Source organism: Spirillospora sp. NPDC049024, from assembly GCF_040649235.1.
Taxonomy (GTDB): domain Bacteria; phylum Actinomycetota; class Actinomycetes; order Streptosporangiales; family Streptosporangiaceae; genus Spirillospora.
Genome location: NZ_JBEZFD010000007.1, coordinates 248996 through 265981, shown reverse-complemented (window position 1 = coordinate 265981; position 16986 = coordinate 248996). Strand labels below are relative to the sequence as shown.

15 protein-coding genes are annotated in these 16986 nt (G+C 75.0%); 7 read left to right on the top strand and 8 right to left on the bottom strand.

All coding sequences use genetic code 11. The features are described 5' to 3' along the window. Positions 1-69 precede the first annotated feature (69 nt). Both hisG and AB0C21_RS15805 read left to right on the top strand, forming a co-directional pair. Positions 70-945, top strand: coding sequence for an ATP phosphoribosyltransferase (hisG, locus tag AB0C21_RS15810; RefSeq protein WP_149257352.1), 876 nt, complete (start codon positions 70-72; stop codon positions 943-945). Further along, entirely contained in the window at positions 938-1384 is a 447-nt protein-coding gene (locus AB0C21_RS15805) for a PH domain-containing protein (protein ID WP_500204862.1), read from the top strand. Before hisG ends, AB0C21_RS15805 begins: the two co-directional genes overlap by 8 nt. An 18-nt stretch (positions 1385-1402) precedes the next feature. Here the strand turns inward: AB0C21_RS15805 and AB0C21_RS15800 are convergent, their stop codons facing one another. From AB0C21_RS15800 to AB0C21_RS15790, 3 genes are read right to left on the bottom strand one after another with little or no spacing between them, the layout of a single operon-like run. Next, entirely contained in the window at positions 1403-2041 is a 639-nt protein-coding gene (locus AB0C21_RS15800) for a hypothetical protein (protein ID WP_353819836.1), read from the bottom strand. Continuing rightward, positions 2038-3438, bottom strand: a complete 1401-nt coding sequence (locus tag AB0C21_RS15795; RefSeq protein ID WP_500204861.1) for a selenium-binding family protein — start codon at positions 3436-3438, stop codon at positions 2038-2040. The genes AB0C21_RS15800 and AB0C21_RS15795 overlap by 4 nt, the downstream gene beginning before the upstream one ends. A 39-nt stretch (positions 3439-3477) precedes the next feature. Continuing rightward, positions 3478-4797: a sulfite oxidase gene (locus AB0C21_RS15790; protein ID WP_500204860.1), complete on the bottom strand. Its 1320-nt coding sequence runs from the start codon at positions 4795-4797 to the stop codon at positions 3478-3480. Positions 4798-4988: 191 nt separating this feature from the next. Here AB0C21_RS15790 and AB0C21_RS15785 point away from each other — a divergent pair, with 191 nt between their 5' ends. Genes AB0C21_RS15785 through AB0C21_RS15770 form a run of 4 tightly spaced genes read left to right on the top strand, consistent with a single transcriptional unit; the run spans position 4989 to position 8810 of the window. Further along, positions 4989-5897 carry an AAA family ATPase gene (locus tag AB0C21_RS15785; protein ID WP_500204959.1) on the top strand — a complete coding sequence of 303 codons (909 nt, stop codon included), beginning with the start codon at positions 4989-4991 and terminating at the stop codon, positions 5895-5897. Between the two features lie 2 nt (positions 5898-5899). Next, positions 5900-7015 carry a vWA domain-containing protein gene (locus AB0C21_RS15780; RefSeq protein WP_500204859.1) on the top strand — a complete coding sequence of 372 codons (1116 nt, stop codon included), beginning with the start codon at positions 5900-5902 and terminating at the stop codon, positions 7013-7015. Beyond that, a complete protein-coding gene (locus AB0C21_RS15775; protein WP_500204858.1) occupies positions 7008-8132 on the top strand; it encodes an XdhC family protein in 1125 nt (374 codons plus the stop codon). The genes AB0C21_RS15780 and AB0C21_RS15775 overlap by 8 nt, the downstream gene beginning before the upstream one ends. An 18-nt stretch (positions 8133-8150) precedes the next feature. Further along, positions 8151-8810 (top strand): nucleotidyltransferase family protein, encoded by a 660-nt coding sequence (locus AB0C21_RS15770; protein WP_500204857.1) that lies wholly within the window; start codon positions 8151-8153, stop codon positions 8808-8810. On the opposite strand, the gene AB0C21_RS15765 is transcribed toward AB0C21_RS15770, so the two are convergent. From AB0C21_RS15765 to AB0C21_RS15745, 5 genes are all read right to left on the bottom strand, one after another. After that, on the bottom strand, positions 8740-9960 hold the full coding sequence (locus AB0C21_RS15765) for a DUF6986 family protein (protein WP_500204856.1): 1221 nt from the start codon (positions 9958-9960) through the stop codon (positions 8740-8742). The genes AB0C21_RS15770 and AB0C21_RS15765 overlap by 71 nt on opposite strands. A 67-nt stretch (positions 9961-10027) precedes the next feature. Then, positions 10028-10954: an aldose 1-epimerase family protein gene (locus tag AB0C21_RS15760; protein ID WP_500204855.1), complete on the bottom strand. Its 927-nt coding sequence runs from the start codon at positions 10952-10954 to the stop codon at positions 10028-10030. A gap of 97 nt (positions 10955-11051) precedes the next feature. Further along, entirely contained in the window at positions 11052-12491 is a 1440-nt protein-coding gene (locus tag AB0C21_RS15755) for a YlbE family protein (RefSeq protein WP_500204854.1), read from the bottom strand. Beyond that, entirely contained in the window at positions 12488-13957 is a 1470-nt protein-coding gene (locus AB0C21_RS15750; RefSeq protein ID WP_500204853.1) for an AllF/FdrA family protein, read from the bottom strand. The genes AB0C21_RS15755 and AB0C21_RS15750 overlap by 4 nt, the downstream gene beginning before the upstream one ends. Then, a complete protein-coding gene (locus AB0C21_RS15745) occupies positions 13954-14970 on the bottom strand; it encodes an oxamate carbamoyltransferase subunit AllH family protein (RefSeq protein WP_500204852.1) in 1017 nt (338 codons plus the stop codon). Before AB0C21_RS15745 ends, AB0C21_RS15750 begins: the two co-directional genes overlap by 4 nt. Positions 14971-15182: 212 nt before the next feature. Between AB0C21_RS15745 and AB0C21_RS15740 the strand changes: the two genes are divergently transcribed. Next, positions 15183-16958 (top strand): PucR family transcriptional regulator, encoded by a 1776-nt coding sequence (locus tag AB0C21_RS15740; protein WP_500204851.1) that lies wholly within the window; start codon positions 15183-15185, stop codon positions 16956-16958. The last annotated feature ends 28 nt before the right edge of the window (positions 16959-16986 follow it).

Sequence of the window (16986 nt, the reverse complement as noted above, 5' to 3'; positions counted from 1 at the left end):
GAAGCAGAGGGCGTCAGCGCTCCTGAACGTCCCGGTATCCCGTACACATCCTCATCGAAAGGCCGATCCGTGCTGTCACTCGTTCTGCCCAAGGGGTCGCTGGAGAAGGCGACCATGCAGCTGTTCGACGCCGCCGACCTCACCGTCCAGCGGGCCTCGGACCGCGACTACCGCGCCTCCATCGACGACCCCCGCATCGACCGGGTCCGCGTCCTGCGCCCGCAGGAGATCCCGACCTACCTCGAACAGGGCCTGTTCGACCTCGGCATCACCGGCCGCGACTGGATCACCGAGACCGACGCCGACGTCGTCAGCCTCGGGGAGCTGAAGTACTCCAAGGCCACCTCCAACCCGGTCCGCGTGATCATGGCGGTGCCCGAGGGCGCGCCCTGGCAGTCGGTGGCCGACCTGCCGGAGGGCGTCCGGATCTCCACCGAGTTCCCGGCGATGACCAAGCGGTTCCTCGACCAGCACGGCGTGAAGGCCACGGTCGTCCCGTCCTACGGCGCGACCGAGGCGAAGGTGCCCGACATCGTGGACGCGATCGTCGACCTCACCGAGACCGGCTCGTCGCTGCGCAAGAACGGCCTGCGCATCCTCGACACGCTCCTGACCAGCTACACCGAGCTGGTCGCGAACCGCGACGCCTACGAGGACGCCGAGAAGCGCGCCGCGATGGAGGACGTCGCCCTGCTGCTCCAGGGCGTGATCCGCGCGCGGGGCAAGGTGCTGCTGAAGCTGAACGTCGCGCACGCCGACCTGCAGAAGGTCCTCGACATCATGCCCGCGATGGCGTCGCCCACGGTCACCTCGCTCGCCGGCGGGGAGTCCAACGCAGTGGAGTCCGTGGTCGCCAAACGCGGCGTCAACACGCTGATCCCGGCGCTGAAGGCGGCGGGCGCCCACGACATCCTCGAGATCCCCATCGCGAAGATCGTTGACTGACGTCCCGGCCCTGCCGGCGGTGTGGCGCCCCCGCACCACCCGGCTCGTCGCCTACACCACGGCGGGCGTGATCGTGCTCGGCATGATCGTGCTCGCCGTGGTGGTGGCGCCGCAGTTCAAGCTGTTCGACCGGCTCCTGATGGTCGCGTTCGGCGCGGGGGTCGCCTGGATCCTGCACATGCTGGCCCGCTGCCGCGTCAGCGCCGACGAGTCCGGCCTCACGGTCGTCAACGCCTTCCGCACCCGCCGCCTCGAATGGGCCGAGGTCGTCGACGTCTCCATGACCGTCGGCGACCCGTGGCCCACCCTCGACCTGGCCGACGGCACGTCCCTCGGCGCCATGGGCATCAACGGCGCCGAGAAGACCCTCGCCGCCCGCCAGCTCGCCGAGCTCCGCGCCCTCCTCCACGCCCGGGGCGAAGCCCCCGACCCCGCCTGACCTCGCCCCGCCCTCGGGTCACCAGGCGGTCAGGGCGGTGACGGCCCCGGCGCCGATCAGGGCCACCGCCCAGAGGCGGTCGAGGTTGAACCAGGCGCGGCGCAGGACGGCCAGGCCGACGATCTCGTAGACGAGCACGGCGATCACTCCGGCGACGGCGAACATCGACAGGGTGTGCACCGCCGTGACGAACACGCCGGTCGACAGGGCGCTCCCGGACGACGAGGCCAGGCCGTGGTCGTGGCCCGCCGGGGCCGTCCCGGAGGAGGTGAGCACGGGCAGCAGCATCAGGCCCGCGCCGTGCACCGACGACATCAGGAACGACCAGCCGGCGAGCTGCCACAGCGAGATCCGCATGCCGACCCACCGGAAGTGCCGTTGCGACAGCAGCCGCCACAGGCCGAACCCGACGAGCACCGCCCCGCCGCCGATCGCGACCGCGCGGGTCGCGACGACGGAGCGGGTGAGGGCGACCAGGACGGCGACGGCGCCGACGGAGGCGGCGTGGCCCGCGGCGATGGCCGGGAGCGACTGCAGCACGAGCGACCGGCTGCGCTCCTGGAGGCCGCGGGCCACCGCGAACAGCCATCCCATGGCCGGGTTGAGGCCGTGGAACGCGCCGAGCGCGACCAGCGCCGCGAGCGACCCGTCGTTCACGGGTAGCAGTAGGAGTCCGAGGACGCGTCGCCGCCCTGGAGGCGCGTCTGGTGCGGCCGCAGGCCCCGGAAGTCGTCGCCGCTCGGGAAGAACCGCTCGTCGAACGAGAAGCCTTCCGGGGTGGAGTCGAGCTTGGCCATCCACGCGCCGACGCCGTCGGGGTAGAACTGGTCGTCCCACGAGCCGTAGAGCGAGTTGGTGACGTAGACGCGCTTCCCGTCGCGGCTGACCTCGACCATCTGCGGCCCGCCCGCGAGGGGCCGGCCGGGGTCGGCGGGATGCGGGGTGCGGCGCACGATGCCGCCGATGCGCACCGAGCCCGCCTCCACCGGGTGGAACGGGTCGCTGACGTCGTAGCGCTTCAGCTCCCCGGTGCCCCAGCACGAGACGTACAGCCACTGGTCGTCCACGGACAGGTCGATGTCCGTGACGAGCGGGGGCACGGCCCCGAACGGGCGGATGACGGGCGGCAGGTCGTCCGGGTCGGCCGGCTCGGCGGGAATCGTGATCACCTTCGTCGCCGCCCACCGGTCGCCGTCGCGGTGCCAGACCCACACCGACGCCGACAGGTCCTCGACGCTGACGACCACGCCCGCGAACCCGTAGAGCTTCGTCGGGTCGTGCGCCGGACGCAGCTCCAGGACCATCTGGTGCTCGTCCCCGAGGTCGACCGTCTGGACGTGCTTGCGCTTGCGCAGGTCGAAGAAGTTCAGCGAATGGCCGTACTCGCGGCCCAGCAGCAGTTCGCCGACGACGCCGTCCTCGACCATGGACGGCGTGCCCCACTCGGACGTGACGAGAACGTCGTGCGCGATGTGCCACCAGGCGTCGTAGGCGTAGTACTGCGGCCCCCGGTCGACCTCCCACCGCCCGAGCACCTCGAACGAGGTGTGGTCGAGCAGCGCGATCCCGCCCGGCCCGTCCTCGCCGTTCGCCCCGCCGAGGGCGGTCAGGTAGAGGCCCTCCGGCCCGCAGTGGACGGTGTGCGGGCGCGAGTACCCGGCGCGCTTGGCCAGCTCGTCCGCCTCCAGCGTCTTGACGATCTTCGGGGCGGTCGGGTCGTCCTTGGTGTCGATGACGTACACCCGCGACGACCGCAGCCCCGGGACGATCAGGTACCGGCGCTCGACGTGCGGATGCGGGGACCCGGGGCACAGGGCGCTGCTGCACGCGTTCCACCCGAAGTGGTGCAGCTCGTCGCCGAGGTTGGGCAGCTCGGTCCACCCCACCACGGAGCCGTAGGCGGCGGAACCGGGGTCCACGTCGAGCACCGCGATCGCGTCCGGCTTCTCGGCGGCCCGGTCGAACGCCGCGACGTAGGCGAGCCTCTCCGGCGGCGCGGAGGCGGCGTCGCGCGGTGACGCGTAGAACGTCGGGTCCGGCTTCCACAGTGCCATGGGGGTCCTTTCAGACGGTGCTGAGGTGATGGTGGGGTTTCAGACGACGGTGACCGGGTGCCGTACGACGGCGCCGAAGAGATAGCCGAGCGTGTTGTAGGGGGCGGTCGCGGGCTGTGTCGCGCCGGTCTCGTCGGTCGCGCGCGCCAGGAGCTCGTGGCGGCCCGGCCTTTCCGGGCGCCACGGCAGTTCCCAGCGGACCCAGCCGCGCGGGTTCGGGTGACGGTCCCGCGGGCGCGCGCGGCGCCACGTCCGGCCGCCGTCCAGGCTGACCTCTGTGTGCCGGATCCGGCCGTTCCCCGACCACGACCGGCCGTGCAGCCAGTGCGGCCGGGCGGGGAGGGCGGCCTCCCATGGCAGCTCGAAGGCCGACTTGACGTTCATGCGGGTCAGGGGCGCGGACCCCTCCTCGGGATGACCGGGCCCGAAGAGCCGGTAGTAGCGGGTGTTCCACGGTGAGAACAGCGGCTCGTCGGCCACCTGAATGTCTCCCAACCACTTGATGGACGCGATCCCCACCCATGAGGGCACGACCAGGCGCACCGGGTAGCCGTGGTCGGGCGGCAGGGGAGCGCCGTTCATCTCGTAGGCGAGGAGCGCGTCCTTCATGGCCTTCGCCACCGGCAGGGGGCGCCGCACGCGGCCCAGGTTCTCGCCCTTGTCCACAAAGTCAGCGTCCAACCCGCGCGGCATGATGTCCACGGCCTCGGGGGTGATACCTGCGCGACGCAGGACGGTCGCCAGGCGGACCCCGCGCCAGCGGGCGACGCCGACCGCGCCGAGCCGCCAGGCCGTGCCCGATACCTCCTGGCCCTGCTGGGAGGTGTAGAACCCGCGCCCGTTGCCCGTGCACTCGATGAACGCGGTGACGGTCTCGGACGGGAGCCGGAGGAGGTCCTCGTAGGTGAACTCGACGGGGCGGTCCTCGGCGGGTGCGCCGCGCAGGCCGGTGCCCCACAGCCTCAGCCGCCAGGTCCGCGCGTCGATGAGCGGTGTGGCGACGTGGTTGCGGACGAAGAACCGGTCGGCGGGCGTGAGCTCCCCCTGCCCGCGCATGGCCTCCCACCGCATCTCGGCGTTCGTGCCCTGCGGGACGAAGAGCTCCGGGGGCAGCGGCTTCACGATCCCGGTCGCGGCGCTCGCCGCCCGGGGAGCGAACGCCGTGGCCAGCCCGGCGGTCAGCCCCGCGGAAAGTCCGGCCGTCAGCCCGGCCCCGGCCGACAGCCGCAGCAGGCCCCGCCGGGACGGGAGGCGGACGCGCTCGTAGGTCGCCTCGTCGGTCAGGTCGGCGGCGTCGGTCGGGTCGGCGGCGCCGGCCGGGTCGTTCCCCCCGGCCTGGTGGTGGTCACCGGTTCGCATGGCTCCGATGCTGCTCAGCCCGCGTCCAAAAGTCAACTTTCCCTACTGATTTAACATGTTTTTACGGTCCGGCGAGGTTCGCGGACGCGCCCGACCCGCCCGTCCGCCCTGAACCGCATGTCCGGGGAATTCGGATGTGTGACTTGGGTCTCGGGCTGAGTAGCCTGTGATCCGTGGGGGAGGCGCCGCCGATGACCGTGGACCAGGTCGGATCGCCCGCGGAGCTCGCGGGCCTGCTCGACAGGCATGGCTACCTGAGCGACGAGGGGCTGGCCACGGCCTGCTTTCTCGCGCTGCGGATGGGGCGGCCCCTGTTCCTGGAGGGGGAGGCCGGCGTCGGCAAGACGGAGCTGGCCAAGACCCTCGCCCGGGGGCTCGACGCGCCGCTCATCCGGCTGCAGTGCTACGAGGGGCTCGACGCGTCGCAGGCGCTCTACGACTGGGACTTCCCCCGCCAGCTCCTGCACCTGCGCGCGGCGGAGGCCGCGGGCGTCAGCGACGTGGCGCGGCTGGAGGGCGAGCTCTACGACCGGCGGTTCCTGCTGGCGCGGCCGCTGCTCCAGGCGCTGGAGACGTCCCCCAGCGTGCTGCTCGTCGACGAGCTGGACCGCGCCGACGACGAGTTCGAGGCGTTCCTGCTCGAGGTCCTCAGCGACTTCACGATCACCGTTCCGGAGCTGGGCACGATCCGGGCCGAGCGGCCGCCGGTCGTCGTGGTGACCTCCAACCGCACCCGCGAGGTCCACGACGCGCTGAAGCGGCGCTGCCTGTACCACTGGCTGGAGCATCCGGACTTCGACCGCGAGGTCGCGATCATCAGGCGGCGGCTGCCGGACGCGTCGGAGCGGCTGGCCGGGCAGGTGGCGCGGGCCGCGCAGCGGATGCGCGAGACCGACCTGCTGAAGCCGCCGGGCGTCGCCGAGACCCTGGACTGGACGGAGGCGCTCGTCGCCCTCGGCGTCCGCGAGCTCGATCCCGGGACGGCGGCGGTGACGCTCGGCGCCGTCCTGAAGTACCGCGAGGACCAGCAGCGCGTGCTCGGCGGAGCGGCCGGCGCCGGCGGTGCCGTCGGGCTAGAGGCCCTGCTCAACGGGGGTTAGCCGTGGACCGGGACGTCACCGAGACGATGGTCGGCTTCGCCCGGACGGTGCGCGCGGCGGGCGGGGCGGCCGATCCCGAGCGGGTCCAGGCGATGCTCGCCGCGCTCGACCACCTCGACGTGCTCGACGCCGGCGACGTGTACTGGGCGGGGCGGCTCACCCTGTGCGCCGACCCCGACGACCTCGCCCGCTACGACCGGTGCTTCGCCGCGTACTTCTCGGGCGCGACCGCCCGGCCGGGACGCAGAACGCCGCCCGTGGTGGTGCGCCGGGTCCCGACGGCGGAGCCGGGCGGGCCGGGCGGCGACCAGGAGGGGAACCTGGAGGCGGCGACGGCCAGCGACGTCGAGGTGCTCCGCGACCGGGACGTGGCGCGGCTCGGCGCCGCCGAGCGCGCCGAGGTCGCGCGGCTCATCGCCCTGCTGGACGCGGGGGCCGAGCGGCGCAGGTCGCGGCGGTTCGCCCCGGCGGCGTCCGGGCGGCTCGACCCGGCGCGCACCGTCCGGGAGACGCTGCGGCGCGGCGGCGAGACGTCCCTGCTGCGGCACCGGAGCCACCGCACCCGGCCGCGCCGGGTCGTGCTGATCGTGGACGTCAGCGGGTCGATGAGCCCGTACGCCGACGCGCTGCTGCGGTTCGCGCACGCCGCCGCCCGCTCCGGCGGCCGGGACGTCGAGGTGTTCAGCGCCGGGACGCGCCTCACCCGCCTCACCCGGGAGCTGCGGCACCGCGACCCGGACGCGGCGATGGCCGCCGCCTCGGCGGCCATCCCGGACTGGAGCGGCGGCACCCGGCTCGGCGAGGAGCTGAAGGAGTTCCTCGACCGGTTCGGGCAGCGGGGGCTGGCGCGGGGCGCGGTCGTGGTGATCGCCTCGGACGGGTGGGAGCGCGGCGACGCCGGCCTGCTCGGCGCGCAGATGGCGCGGCTGCACCGGCTCGCGCACCGGGTGGTGTGGGCGAACCCGCACAAGGCGCGGCCCGGGTACGAGCCGCTGACCGCGGGGATGGCCGCGGCGCTCCCGCACGTCGACGACTTCACCTCCGGGCACAGCCTCGCGGCCCTGGAGGAGCTGGCCCGCATCGTCGCGGGCGCCGGAAAGGGGAGGTCCCATGCGTGACGTGCTCGGCGACATCGCCGGCTGGTACGGGTCCGGGCGGACGTTCGCGCTCGCGACCGTCGTGAACACCTTCCGCAGCGCGCCGCGCCCGCCGGGCGCGGCGATGGCCGTCTCCCCGGACGGGGAGGTCGCGGGCAGCGTGTCCGGCGGCTGCGTCGAGGGCGCCGTGTACGAGCTGGGGCAGACGGTGCTGGAGACCGGCGAGCCCGTCGTCCAGCGGTACGGGGTGAGCGACGACGACGCGTTCGCCGTCGGCCTGACCTGCGGCGGCATCCTGGACGTGCTGGTGGAGCCCGTCGGCCCCGACACCTTCCCCGAGTTCCCGGAGGTCGCCGCCGCGATCGAGGCGCGCGAGCCGGTCGCGGTCGCCACCGTCGTGGCCGGGCCCGGGCGGATCGGCGCCCGCCGGGTGGTCTTCACCGACCGGGCGTCGGGGTCCCTCGCGCCCGGCGCCCCGCACGCGGCCCGCCTCGACGCGGCGGTGGACGACGACGCGCGCGGCATGCTCGCCCAGGGCCTCACCGGGCAGCGGCACTACGGGCCCGAGGGGGAGCGGCGGCTGGACGACCTCAGCGTCTTCGTGCACTCGTTCGCGCCGCCGCCGCGGCTGCTGGTGTTCGGCGCGATCGACTTCGCGGCGGCCGTCGCCCGGATCGGCAAGTTCCTCGGCTACCACGTGACGGTGTGCGACGCGCGGCCGGTGTTCGCGACGCCGAAGCGGTTCCCCGAGGCCGACGAGGTCGTGGTGAAGTGGCCGCACAAGTTCCTGGAGGAGACGCGCGACGCCATCGACGGGCGGACGGCGATCTGCGTCCTCACCCACGACCCCAAGTTCGACGTGCCGCTGCTGGAGGTGGCGCTGCGCACCGAGGCCGGGTACGTCGGCGCGATGGGCTCGCGCCGTACCCACGACGACCGGACGGCCCGGCTCCGTGAGGCCGGCCTGTCCGACGCCGAACTGGCCCGGCTGCGCTCGCCGATCGGCCTGGACCTCGGGGCCCGCACGCCGGAGGAGACGGCCGTGTCGATCGCTGCGGAGCTGGTCCAGCTGCGCTGGGGCGGCTCCGGCCGCCCGCTCACCGACACCAGCGGCCGAATCCACGCCGAGTCGGGCTGAGCGCACTACCCTCGCGGGATGACGTTGCACGGTGAGGAGTCCCCGGCCGGCCTGCTGCTCGCCGCCGGGGAGGGCAGCCGCCTCGGGCGGCCCAAGGCGACGCTGGAACTGGACGGCGAGCGGCTCGTCGACCGGGGCGTCCGCACGCTGCGGGACGGCGGCTGCTCCCCGGTCCTGGTGGTGGCGGGGGCCGCGCAGATCGAGGTCATCGGCGCCGTCGTCGTCCCCAACCCCGACTGGCGGGACGGCATGGGCTCGTCCCTGCGCGCCGGGCTCGCCGCGCTGCCGCCCCGCTGCCCCGCCGTGGTCGTCGCGCTGGTCGACCAGCCCCTGGTGACGCCCGCCGCCGTCGCGCGGCTCATCGCCGCGTACGAGGAGGGCGCCGCGATCGCGGTCGCCGCCTACGGGGGAGCGCCGCGCAACCCCGTCCTGCTGACCGCCGCGCACTTCGCCGGCGCCGCCGAGGCCGCCGTCGGCGACCAGGGGGCGCGCGGCTACCTGCGCGCCCACCCCGAGCTGGTGACGCAGGTCCCCTGCGACGACGTCGCCGCCCCCGACGACATCGACACCCCGGACGACCTGTCCGCGATCGAGGAGACCCCTGAGCTCAACCGCCTGCGGGCAGAACGCTCTCGTCCAGCGCCCCGCAGTCGACCGCACGGCGCAGCCGGGCGGTGAGCGCCCTGATGGTGGCGGGCTCGTCGAGGACGCCGTTCGCGTTCCCCGCCTGCTCGTGCCAGGCCCGCACCCGTCCGATCACGTCGTCGACGCCGCCGAGGTGGAACGCGTACACCGCCGCGTACCGGCTCGGCAGGTGCGCGGGGTGCAGGTCCCAGCCCTGGTAGAAGCCGTGCGCCAGCGAGTGCCGGACGTGCGCCGCGTGCACGGCCCAGGCCGCGTTGACCTCGTCGGGCCCGTCGTTGCGGGGGATGACGTTGGTGGAGCCGTCCGACAGCCGGACCCCGGTGCCCGCCAGCGACACCTGCATGATGTGCCGGGCGAAGTCGCAGGCGGGGTGGTCGAGGCGCTGCTCGTGCGGCGGCAGCCCGAGCGCGGCGGTGTAGTCGAACACGCCGAAGTGGGCGGCGGTGATGCGGCCCTGCGCCTGGGAGACCAGCGACTGGAGCCCGATCCGCTTCTCCTCGTCGTCCATGAGCGCCTGCGGCGTCTCGATCTGGATCTCGAACCGCAGGATGCCCTGCGGGAGCCCGAGCGAGGTCTCCAGCCGGTCGAGGAACTCCACGAACAGCCGGACGTGCTCGATCGAGGTCACCTTGGGGAAGGTGATGGTGAACCCGCCGGGCAGCCGGCCGAGCCGGTCGCGCAGCGCGGTCAGGAACCCGTCCAGCGTCCGCATCGCGCGCTCGTGGCCGCCGTCGGCGAACGACTTGACCCGCAGCCCCCAGTAGTGCGGCAGGCCCTTCACCTGGTACGCGGCGCCGACCGCCTCGACGACCTGGTCGACGTGGGCGTCCTCCTCGGTGTCGTCGCGGACCCCGTAGCCGTCCTCGAAGTCGATCCGGATGTCCTCGACCGGCTCGGCGGCCAGCTTCGCCGCGACGCGCTCCCGCACCGGCCCGGCGAGCTCCGGGTCCAGCCCGAACGCCGCGCCGAACGACCCGGCGCCCGGCGTGTGGGTGTTCAGCAGCCGCAGCGCCTCGGCGCCGAAGTCGGCGGGCGTCGAGCGGGAGAACCGGTCCGCCGGGACGTACACCGTGTGGACCGGTTGGCGGCCTTCCGCACCGCCGGGGAAGCGCTCGCCGTGGGCGTCGCGGACGGCGGCGATGCGCGCGGACAGGTCGTCGTACGAGGAGACGCTGAGGTTCACCCCGCAATGATCCCCCAACCCCCACCGGCTAGGGAACCGATACCGCGTGATCGGCTACCGCGTCAGGTCAGCCCGCCTGGATCCCCCAGGTCCCGGTGAACTCCTCGCCCGGCGCGAGGTCGACGACGCCCTCCCCGGACGCGAACGCGTTGGGCGGGCACGTCATGGGCTCGACGCCGAGGCCGGAGCGCGGGTCCGGGGCGTCGTCGGCGGTGTAGACCTCCATCCACGGGTGCGCCTCGTCGGCCCAGAGCCGCACCGCGCGGTCGCCGCCGGACAGGGTCACCCAGGCGCGGCCGTGGCCGTCGCGGTTGAGTCCGGTGTAGGCGTTGTCGATCCGCCGGTCTCCGACCACGGGCCCGGTGCGCAGGTCGTACTCGGTGCCGGTGACGTCCTGGGACGGCCCGGACGGGATCATCCGCCCGTCCACCGGGAGGTACCGGTCGGCGCCCAGCGTGACGGTGCAGCCGTCGATGGGCTCGCCGACCGTCAGGTAGGGGTGCGCGCCGTGGCCGTAGGGGGCGGTCCGGGTTCCGGTGTTGCGGGCCGTCATCCGCACGCGCAGGCCCTCGTCGGCGTCCAGGGTGTACTCGGCCTCCAGGTCGAGGCGGAACGGGTACCCGGCCGCGCCGAGCAGCCGGTGCGTGAGCCGCACCCGGTCGGGCTCGTGCTCGGCCGCCGTCCACGCCGCCCAGCGGACGAGCCCGTGGATCGCGCAGTCCCGCTCGGGCTCGGACAGGTCGAGCCGGTGCGAGGCCCCGCCGTACTCGTAGGAGCCGCGGTCGACGCGGTTCGGCCACGGGATCAGCAGCTGGCCGAACGCGGCGGGGGCCGGCTCGTCGGCGCCGTGCGTCAGCACGAGCGGGCGCCCTTCGCGGGTCAGCTCGCGCAGGCTCGCGCCCGACTCGGTGACGACGGCCTGGTAGTGCCCCGCGCTGAGGGCGTACTGCTCGCCGGTGAGGGCGGACCGCTCCCCGCTGATCGACTCGCTCATGCGTGCGACGTTACCCCCGCCGCCACGGCTGCGCGATCTCCGCCGCGGCGGCCCGGCCCTCTCCGCCTCGGCCGCCCTGTCCCCTCCGCCTCGGCGGTCAGGCAGGCTCCGCGAGGGCGTGCAGGGCGTCGGTGAAGACGTTCGCCGGCGGCTCGACCAGTCCGGCGCCGACCTGGCCCGTCCCGGCCTCCCGCCCGGCGATGCCGGTGTCGATGACGGGCAGGATCCCGGTGCGGACGACCCGGGTGACGTCCACGCCCACCGGGGTGCCGCGGAACGACAGCAGCGGGATCTGCAGCACCGGGTGCTCGGCGAGCGTGATCTCGTACATCCGCTGGGTGGCGGCCACCGCGTCGGGCACCTCCCCGCCGACGAACCGGACGATCGCGGGCGCGGCGGCGAGCGCGAACCCGCCCATCCCGGCCGTCTCGGTGATCGCCGAGTCGCCGATGTCGGGGTTGGCGTCGTCCGGGCCGTAGCCGCCGAGGTAGAGGCCGTCCGGGACGCCGGCGGGGCCGGTGAACCAGCGGTCGCCCGTCCCCGACACCTGGATGCCGAAGTCGGTGCCGTTGCGGGCCATCGCCACGACGAGGCTCGATCCCGGCACGTCGCGGGCCGCGTCCGCGCAGGCCTTCGCCGCCGCCATCCCCGCGTTGAGGAAGAAGTGGTCGTTGCCCGCCGCGAACCGCAGCGCCTCGGCGGCCCTCGCGCGGGGCACCTCCTCGGCCGCCGCGAGCGCGGGCGCCAGCTCGCGCAGCAGCAGCGACGTCGCCGCCCGGTTGCGGTTGTGCAGCTCGTCGCCCATCTGCAGGGCCTGCGCGATGAGCGCCATCAGGTCGATCGGCCCGTGCCGCCGGACGGCCTCGCGCAGCGCCGGGCCGAGCACCTCGCACATCCACGCCAGCCGCTCGATCACCTCCGGCCCGTACGCCCCGTACCGCAGCACCTTCCCGAGGCCCTCGTTGAGCGAGCAGTAGGACGTCCCGCCGTGCTCGGCGTCCTCGACCACGAGCATCCACATGGACGGGCTGACGACGCCCGCCATCGGGCCGACCGCGGCGTGGTGGTGGCACGGCTCGAACACCGCCGCGCCGCGCTCCAGTTCGCGCTCGGCGCCGCGCGGCGTCTCGGCGAGCCCCTCCAGGAGCATCGCGCCGACCAGCGCGCCGCGCATCGGGCCGGACGCCCGCTCCCATTCCAGCGGCGGGCCCGCGTGCAGGAACGTCCCCGGCTCCAGGCCGAGCACGTCGCGCGCGGGGCGCACGTCCACCAGGTGCGGGCGCGCCGTCACCATCCGCTGGACGGCGCGCGCGTTGGCGTCGGCGTGGCCGGGGTCGCCGAGGACCGCCGCGAGCGCGGCCTCCGTCCCGGCCGGCGGCGGCCGCCAGTCGACCGCCTCCACCGGGACGGCCTGGTCGGCGAGCGCGCTCGCGAGCACCTCGACGCCGGTCGCGACGACGCGCGGCTCACGGACGAGCAGCCCGCCCAGCCGATGCCCGCGGTGCTGCTCCCGGGGCAGCTCCCGGTGGTCGCTCATCGGGTCATCCCTTCGACGATCGACCCGTCCACCAGCGCCAGCGCGTGCCGGGTCGCCTGCGCGTTGGAGGCGAACACGTCCGCGCCCGCCTCGCACAGCGCGGCGGCCTGCCGGTCGCGGTCCTGCGGGTCCGCCGGCGTCCCGCAGAGCGACACGACGACGGCGAGGTCGGGCCGGTCCCGCACCGCCGCGGTGACGGCCGGGACGAGCCCGGCGGCCGGGTCGGGCTCCGCGCCGTGGCCGAGCACCACGTCCAGGAGCAGGACGCCGCAGCCGTCGTCGGCGGCCTCGGCGCGCAGCGCCTCCAGCCGCAGCGTCGGGTCGATCATCGGGTGCGCGCGGCCGCGCGTGTAGGCGTCGTCGCCGAAGTCGGTGAACCGGTGGCCGCGCGCCTCCAGGTCCCGGCCGAGCGCGTCGCGCGCGATCATCTCGGCCTCGTCGCGCAGCGTCCCGCCCGCGAACAGCCCGCGCAGCGCCAGGCCGGGGGCGGGCGCGGCGCGCCGGGGCGAGACCCAGCGCGGCCACGTCGGGACGGGACGGCCGAGCGCCCGCAGCGCCTTCTCCGCCGCGCGCGTCAGGTCGTCCTCGCCGGGCAGCGGCAGCGCGAACACCACCGGGGTGTCGAGCCGCCGGGCGGCCTCCCGGATCAGGTCCAGCACCTGCGGCGCGGGCGGCTTGGACACCAGCACGATCAGCTCGGTGCCGGGGTCGGCGTCCAGCGCGGCCAGCGCGGCGAGCGCCGACCGGCCGCTCACCTCGGGCGACAGGTCACGTCCGCCGACGCCGAGCACGTGGCTGACGCCGGTGCCCGCCGCGTCCAGCAGGCACATCAGCTGCTGCGCGCCCGTCCCCGACGCCGCGACGACGCCGACCGGGCCGGGCCGCACCGCGTTGGCGAACCCGAGGCCCGCGCCGCCGATCACGGCGGTCCCGCAGTCCGGGCCCATCACGATCAGCCCGCGCCGCGCCGCCGCCTCCTTCAGGGTGATCTCCTGCCCGACCGGCACGTTGTCGCTGAAGATCATCACGTTGAGGCCGGCGTCCAGGGCGTCCATCGCCTCGGGGAAGACGTGCGGGCCCGGCACCGACAGCAGCGCCACGGTCGCGTCGCCGCGGGCCGCGGCGGATCCGGTCGTCCTGGCCGGCGCGGGCGCGCCCAGGATCCCGCCCCCCGCGGGCGGGCGGGACGCCTCGCGCAGCAGCGCGTCCAGCGCCTCCCGCGCACCCTCCAGCCCGCCTTCGCCGGGCCCGTCCTCGTCGAGGCGGATCGCCACGACCAGGTCGTCCGGCCCGGCGCCGGCCGGCACGGCGAAGCCCATGCGGCCGAACATCTCGCGGTTCAGCTCGGTGCCCATCGCCACCATGGCCGCGGCGACGCCGGACCGTTCCGACAGGAGCCGGCTCACCCGCATCAGCGTGACCGAATCGTGGTAGCCCCCCCGCCGCACCTCGACCCAGTCCGTCATGCGGTGGCCCTCGGGGCGTGGAGGTGCGGTACCGGGATGCGCGGCACCTGGAGGTGCTGGACCCGGAGATACGCGGAGGCGCTGAGGGCGAGGGCGGCACGGCATCCGGCGAGGACGCCGTGCGCGAGGTCCGCGCCCGACGTGTGGCCCACCGCGAGCAGGCGGCGGACGGCGGCCTGCGGCGGCTCGTGGCCCGCGACGCAGCGCAGGACGGCGGTCACCTCGGCGCCCGCCTGGCCCGCCGCCGCGCAGTGCAGCAGCGTCGCGGCCAGCGCCGTCGTGCGGGTGCCGGCGTCGGCGGTGACGGCCGCGCCGAGCCAGTCGGCCAGCCCCACCGCGGCGTCGCCGTGCCGGACGGCGCCGCCGACCAGCCGCAGCGCGGCGAGCAGGCCGCACAGGATGTCGTCGCCGCTCGGCGTCAGCCCGGGGCCGAGGCCGACGATCCGCTCGGCCGCCTCCACGGCGCCCGCGAGGTCGCCCGCGGCGCAGGACGCGGCGAGCGCGTCCGGGTCGGGATGCCCGGCGAGGCCGCCGCCCGACGGGCCGTCGGCGGTGAGCGCGCCGGCCGCGGTCAGTTCGGCCTCCAGGGCGCGGATGCCCCGGGAGAGCGAGGCGGGCTGCATCGCGCCGAGCGCGGGGGAGGGGTCCCACCAGCGGCGCACGCGCACGGTGAGGCCCTCCGCCTCGATCCGGCCGTCGCCGACGAACGCGTCCGCGCCCTCGCGGACGGACCGGAACGGGTGCTCGCGCCGGTGGGCGACGACCACCACGGCGTTCGGCAGCCGGCCGGCGTCGGAGGTGACGACGGCGAGCACGCGCGGCTCGCGGCGGCCTCCGGGGCCGCCTCCCCGCATCTCCAGGTACAGCGCCGCGGGGAAGACCGCGATGACGCGGGCCGCGCGGCGCGGCGGGTCGAGCAGGGGCCGAAGCGCGAGGCTCGCGGCGCCGGCGGCGGGGGGCCGCCCTCCGGGGCGGTCCGGGAGCCGGATCGGGTCGCGGACGAGAGCGGTCACGGATCCTCCCGAGGCCGGTGTCGGCGGCCGCCCGGGGTACGGACGGCCCGGCCTCCGGCATGACGGTAGAACGGGGCCGCCATTGGACGTATGGATAAAACTGCCAAGGATGGTTGTCATCGTTCGTCTTTGTTGTCAGTGTTGATCAGGCATCGGTAGCGATCACGCCGTCACGGGCGATGTACGCACCAAAAGGCGAGGTGACCCCTGGCATGAGTTACACCACTGCGGACCCGGGCCCACCGGCCCTCCGGCTCGCGAGTACCGGAACCCTGACCTACGGCCTTTCGGTCGGAGAGGTCCTCGGCGTCAGCACCCTGAACGGCGCCCGCCTCATCGCCGGACGGGCCGGACTCGAACGCGTCGTCCAGCGGCTGAACGTGATGGAGGTCCCCGACATCCTGTCGTGGGTCAAACCGAACGAACTGCTGCTCACCACCGGCTACCCCCTCCGCAACACCCCCCAGTCGCTCGACAACCTGGTCGCCGACCTGGACGAGCGCGGCCTCGCGGCGCTGGCCATCAAGCTGGGCCGCTACCTGGACTCGCTGCCCGCCGAGATGATCGCGCAGGCGGACCGGCGCGGCTTCCCCCTGATCCTGCTCCCGAACGACGTCGGCTTCGACGACATCCTGAACCAGGTCCTGACCGACATCCTGAACCGGCAGGCGGCCGTCCTCGCCCGCACCGAGGAGGTGCACCGGGCGCTCGTGCAGATCGTGCTGTGCGGCGGCGGCCTCCAGGAGGTCGTGGACGAGGTCGCGACGCTGCTGGACGTGGCGGTCGTGGTGCTGGACGGCGAGCAGCGGGTGCTCGCGGGCGCCGGCCCCGACGAGCACGTCCAGGCGATGCGGGCGTTCGACGCGGGCCGGCACGCGGCGTGCGGCCGCGGCGGCTGCGGCATCATCGGCGCGCACGGCACCGGCGACCACCTGGTCGTGCCCGTGATGGCGGGCGGGTTCGACCACGGCCGGATCGTCGCGTTCAGCCCCGGCGGCACCCTGCGCGGCACCGACCTCGGCATCCTGGAGCGCGCCGCGACCGTCGCCGCGCTCGTGGTGACCAAGCAGCAGGCCGTCGCGGCGGTGGAGAGCAAGTACCGCGCCGACTTCCTGCGCGACATCCTCGCGGGCCGGGCGGGCGGGGACGACCGGATCGTGTCGCACTGCGGCGGGTTCGGCTGGGACCTCGACCGGCCGATGATGGTGGTCGTCGCCGAACTGGACGGGCGCCCCCGCGGGGCCGCGGGCCAGGAGGCCGAGGGCAAGGGCCGGGCTCTCCCGGCGGGCAAGGCCGTCGAGCCCGACGGCGGCGCGCGCGGCGTCCGCGGCGCCGAGGAGCGGGCCGCGCAGGAGCGGCTCGCCGCGGCCTGGACGACGGCCGTCCGGCGGCACGACCGGGGCGCGGCCGTCGCGAGCTTCGCCCACGAGGTCGTGGCGATCGTGGGCGCCGAGGGCGGCGACCCCGCCGAGTGGACCGCCGGACCGGTCCAGGCGATGGTCAAGGAGGCCTCGTCGATCTTCGCCGAGCACCTGCCGGTGCGGCGCACGTTCTCCACCGGGATCAGCCGGACGGTGACCTCGCCTGCCGCGCTGCCCGAGGCCTACGAGCAGGCGGTGAAGGCCGTGCGGGTCGGGCGCCAGCTCAACGGGGCGGGCGCGCGGGCGCACTTCGACCAGCTCGGCGTGTACCGGCTGCTCAGCCTCGTCTCCGACCCGGACGAGCTGCACGCGTTCGTCCGCGAGACGCTGGGCGACCTCGCCGCCGACGACGAGCCGGAGCTGGTCGACCTGCGCCGCACCCTCCAGGTGCTGCTGGAGACGAACCTCAACGTCGCGGAGACGGCCCGCCGGCTGCACTTCCACTACAACACGCTGCGCTACCGCATCGGGAAGCTGGAAAGGATGCTCGGAGCGTTCACCGAGGACGCCCATCTGCGGCTCAACCTCACCCTCGCCCTTCACGTGCTGCGCATGCGGGGTATCTGAGGGTAGCGCCACCGCCCCGTGCCCCCGG

Bases quoted from the DNA above. Each gene is read 5' to 3' on its own strand.
- AB0C21_RS15760 (WP_500204855.1), bottom strand. From the start codon at position 10,954: ATGAGCGAGTCGATCAGCGGGGAGCGGTCCGCCCTCACCGGCGAGCAG.
- AB0C21_RS15740 (WP_500204851.1), top strand. From the start codon at position 15,183: ATGAGTTACACCACTGCGGACCCGGGCCCACCGGCCCTCCGGCTCGCG.
- AB0C21_RS15775 (WP_500204858.1), top strand. From the start codon at position 7,008: ATGCGTGACGTGCTCGGCGACATCGCCGGCTGGTACGGGTCCGGGCGG.
- AB0C21_RS15750 (WP_500204853.1), bottom strand. From the start codon at position 13,957: ATGACGGACTGGGTCGAGGTGCGGCGGGGGGGCTACCACGATTCGGTC.
- AB0C21_RS15770 (WP_500204857.1), top strand. From the start codon at position 8,151: ATGACGTTGCACGGTGAGGAGTCCCCGGCCGGCCTGCTGCTCGCCGCC.
- AB0C21_RS15790 (WP_500204860.1), bottom strand. From the start codon at position 4,797: ATGCGAACCGGTGACCACCACCAGGCCGGGGGGAACGACCCGGCCGGC.
- AB0C21_RS15795 (WP_500204861.1), bottom strand. From the start codon at position 3,438: ATGGCACTGTGGAAGCCGGACCCGACGTTCTACGCGTCACCGCGCGAC.
- AB0C21_RS15755 (WP_500204854.1), bottom strand. From the start codon at position 12,491: ATGAGCGACCACCGGGAGCTGCCCCGGGAGCAGCACCGCGGGCATCGG.
- AB0C21_RS15785 (WP_500204959.1), top strand. From the start codon at position 4,989: ATGACCGTGGACCAGGTCGGATCGCCCGCGGAGCTCGCGGGCCTGCTC.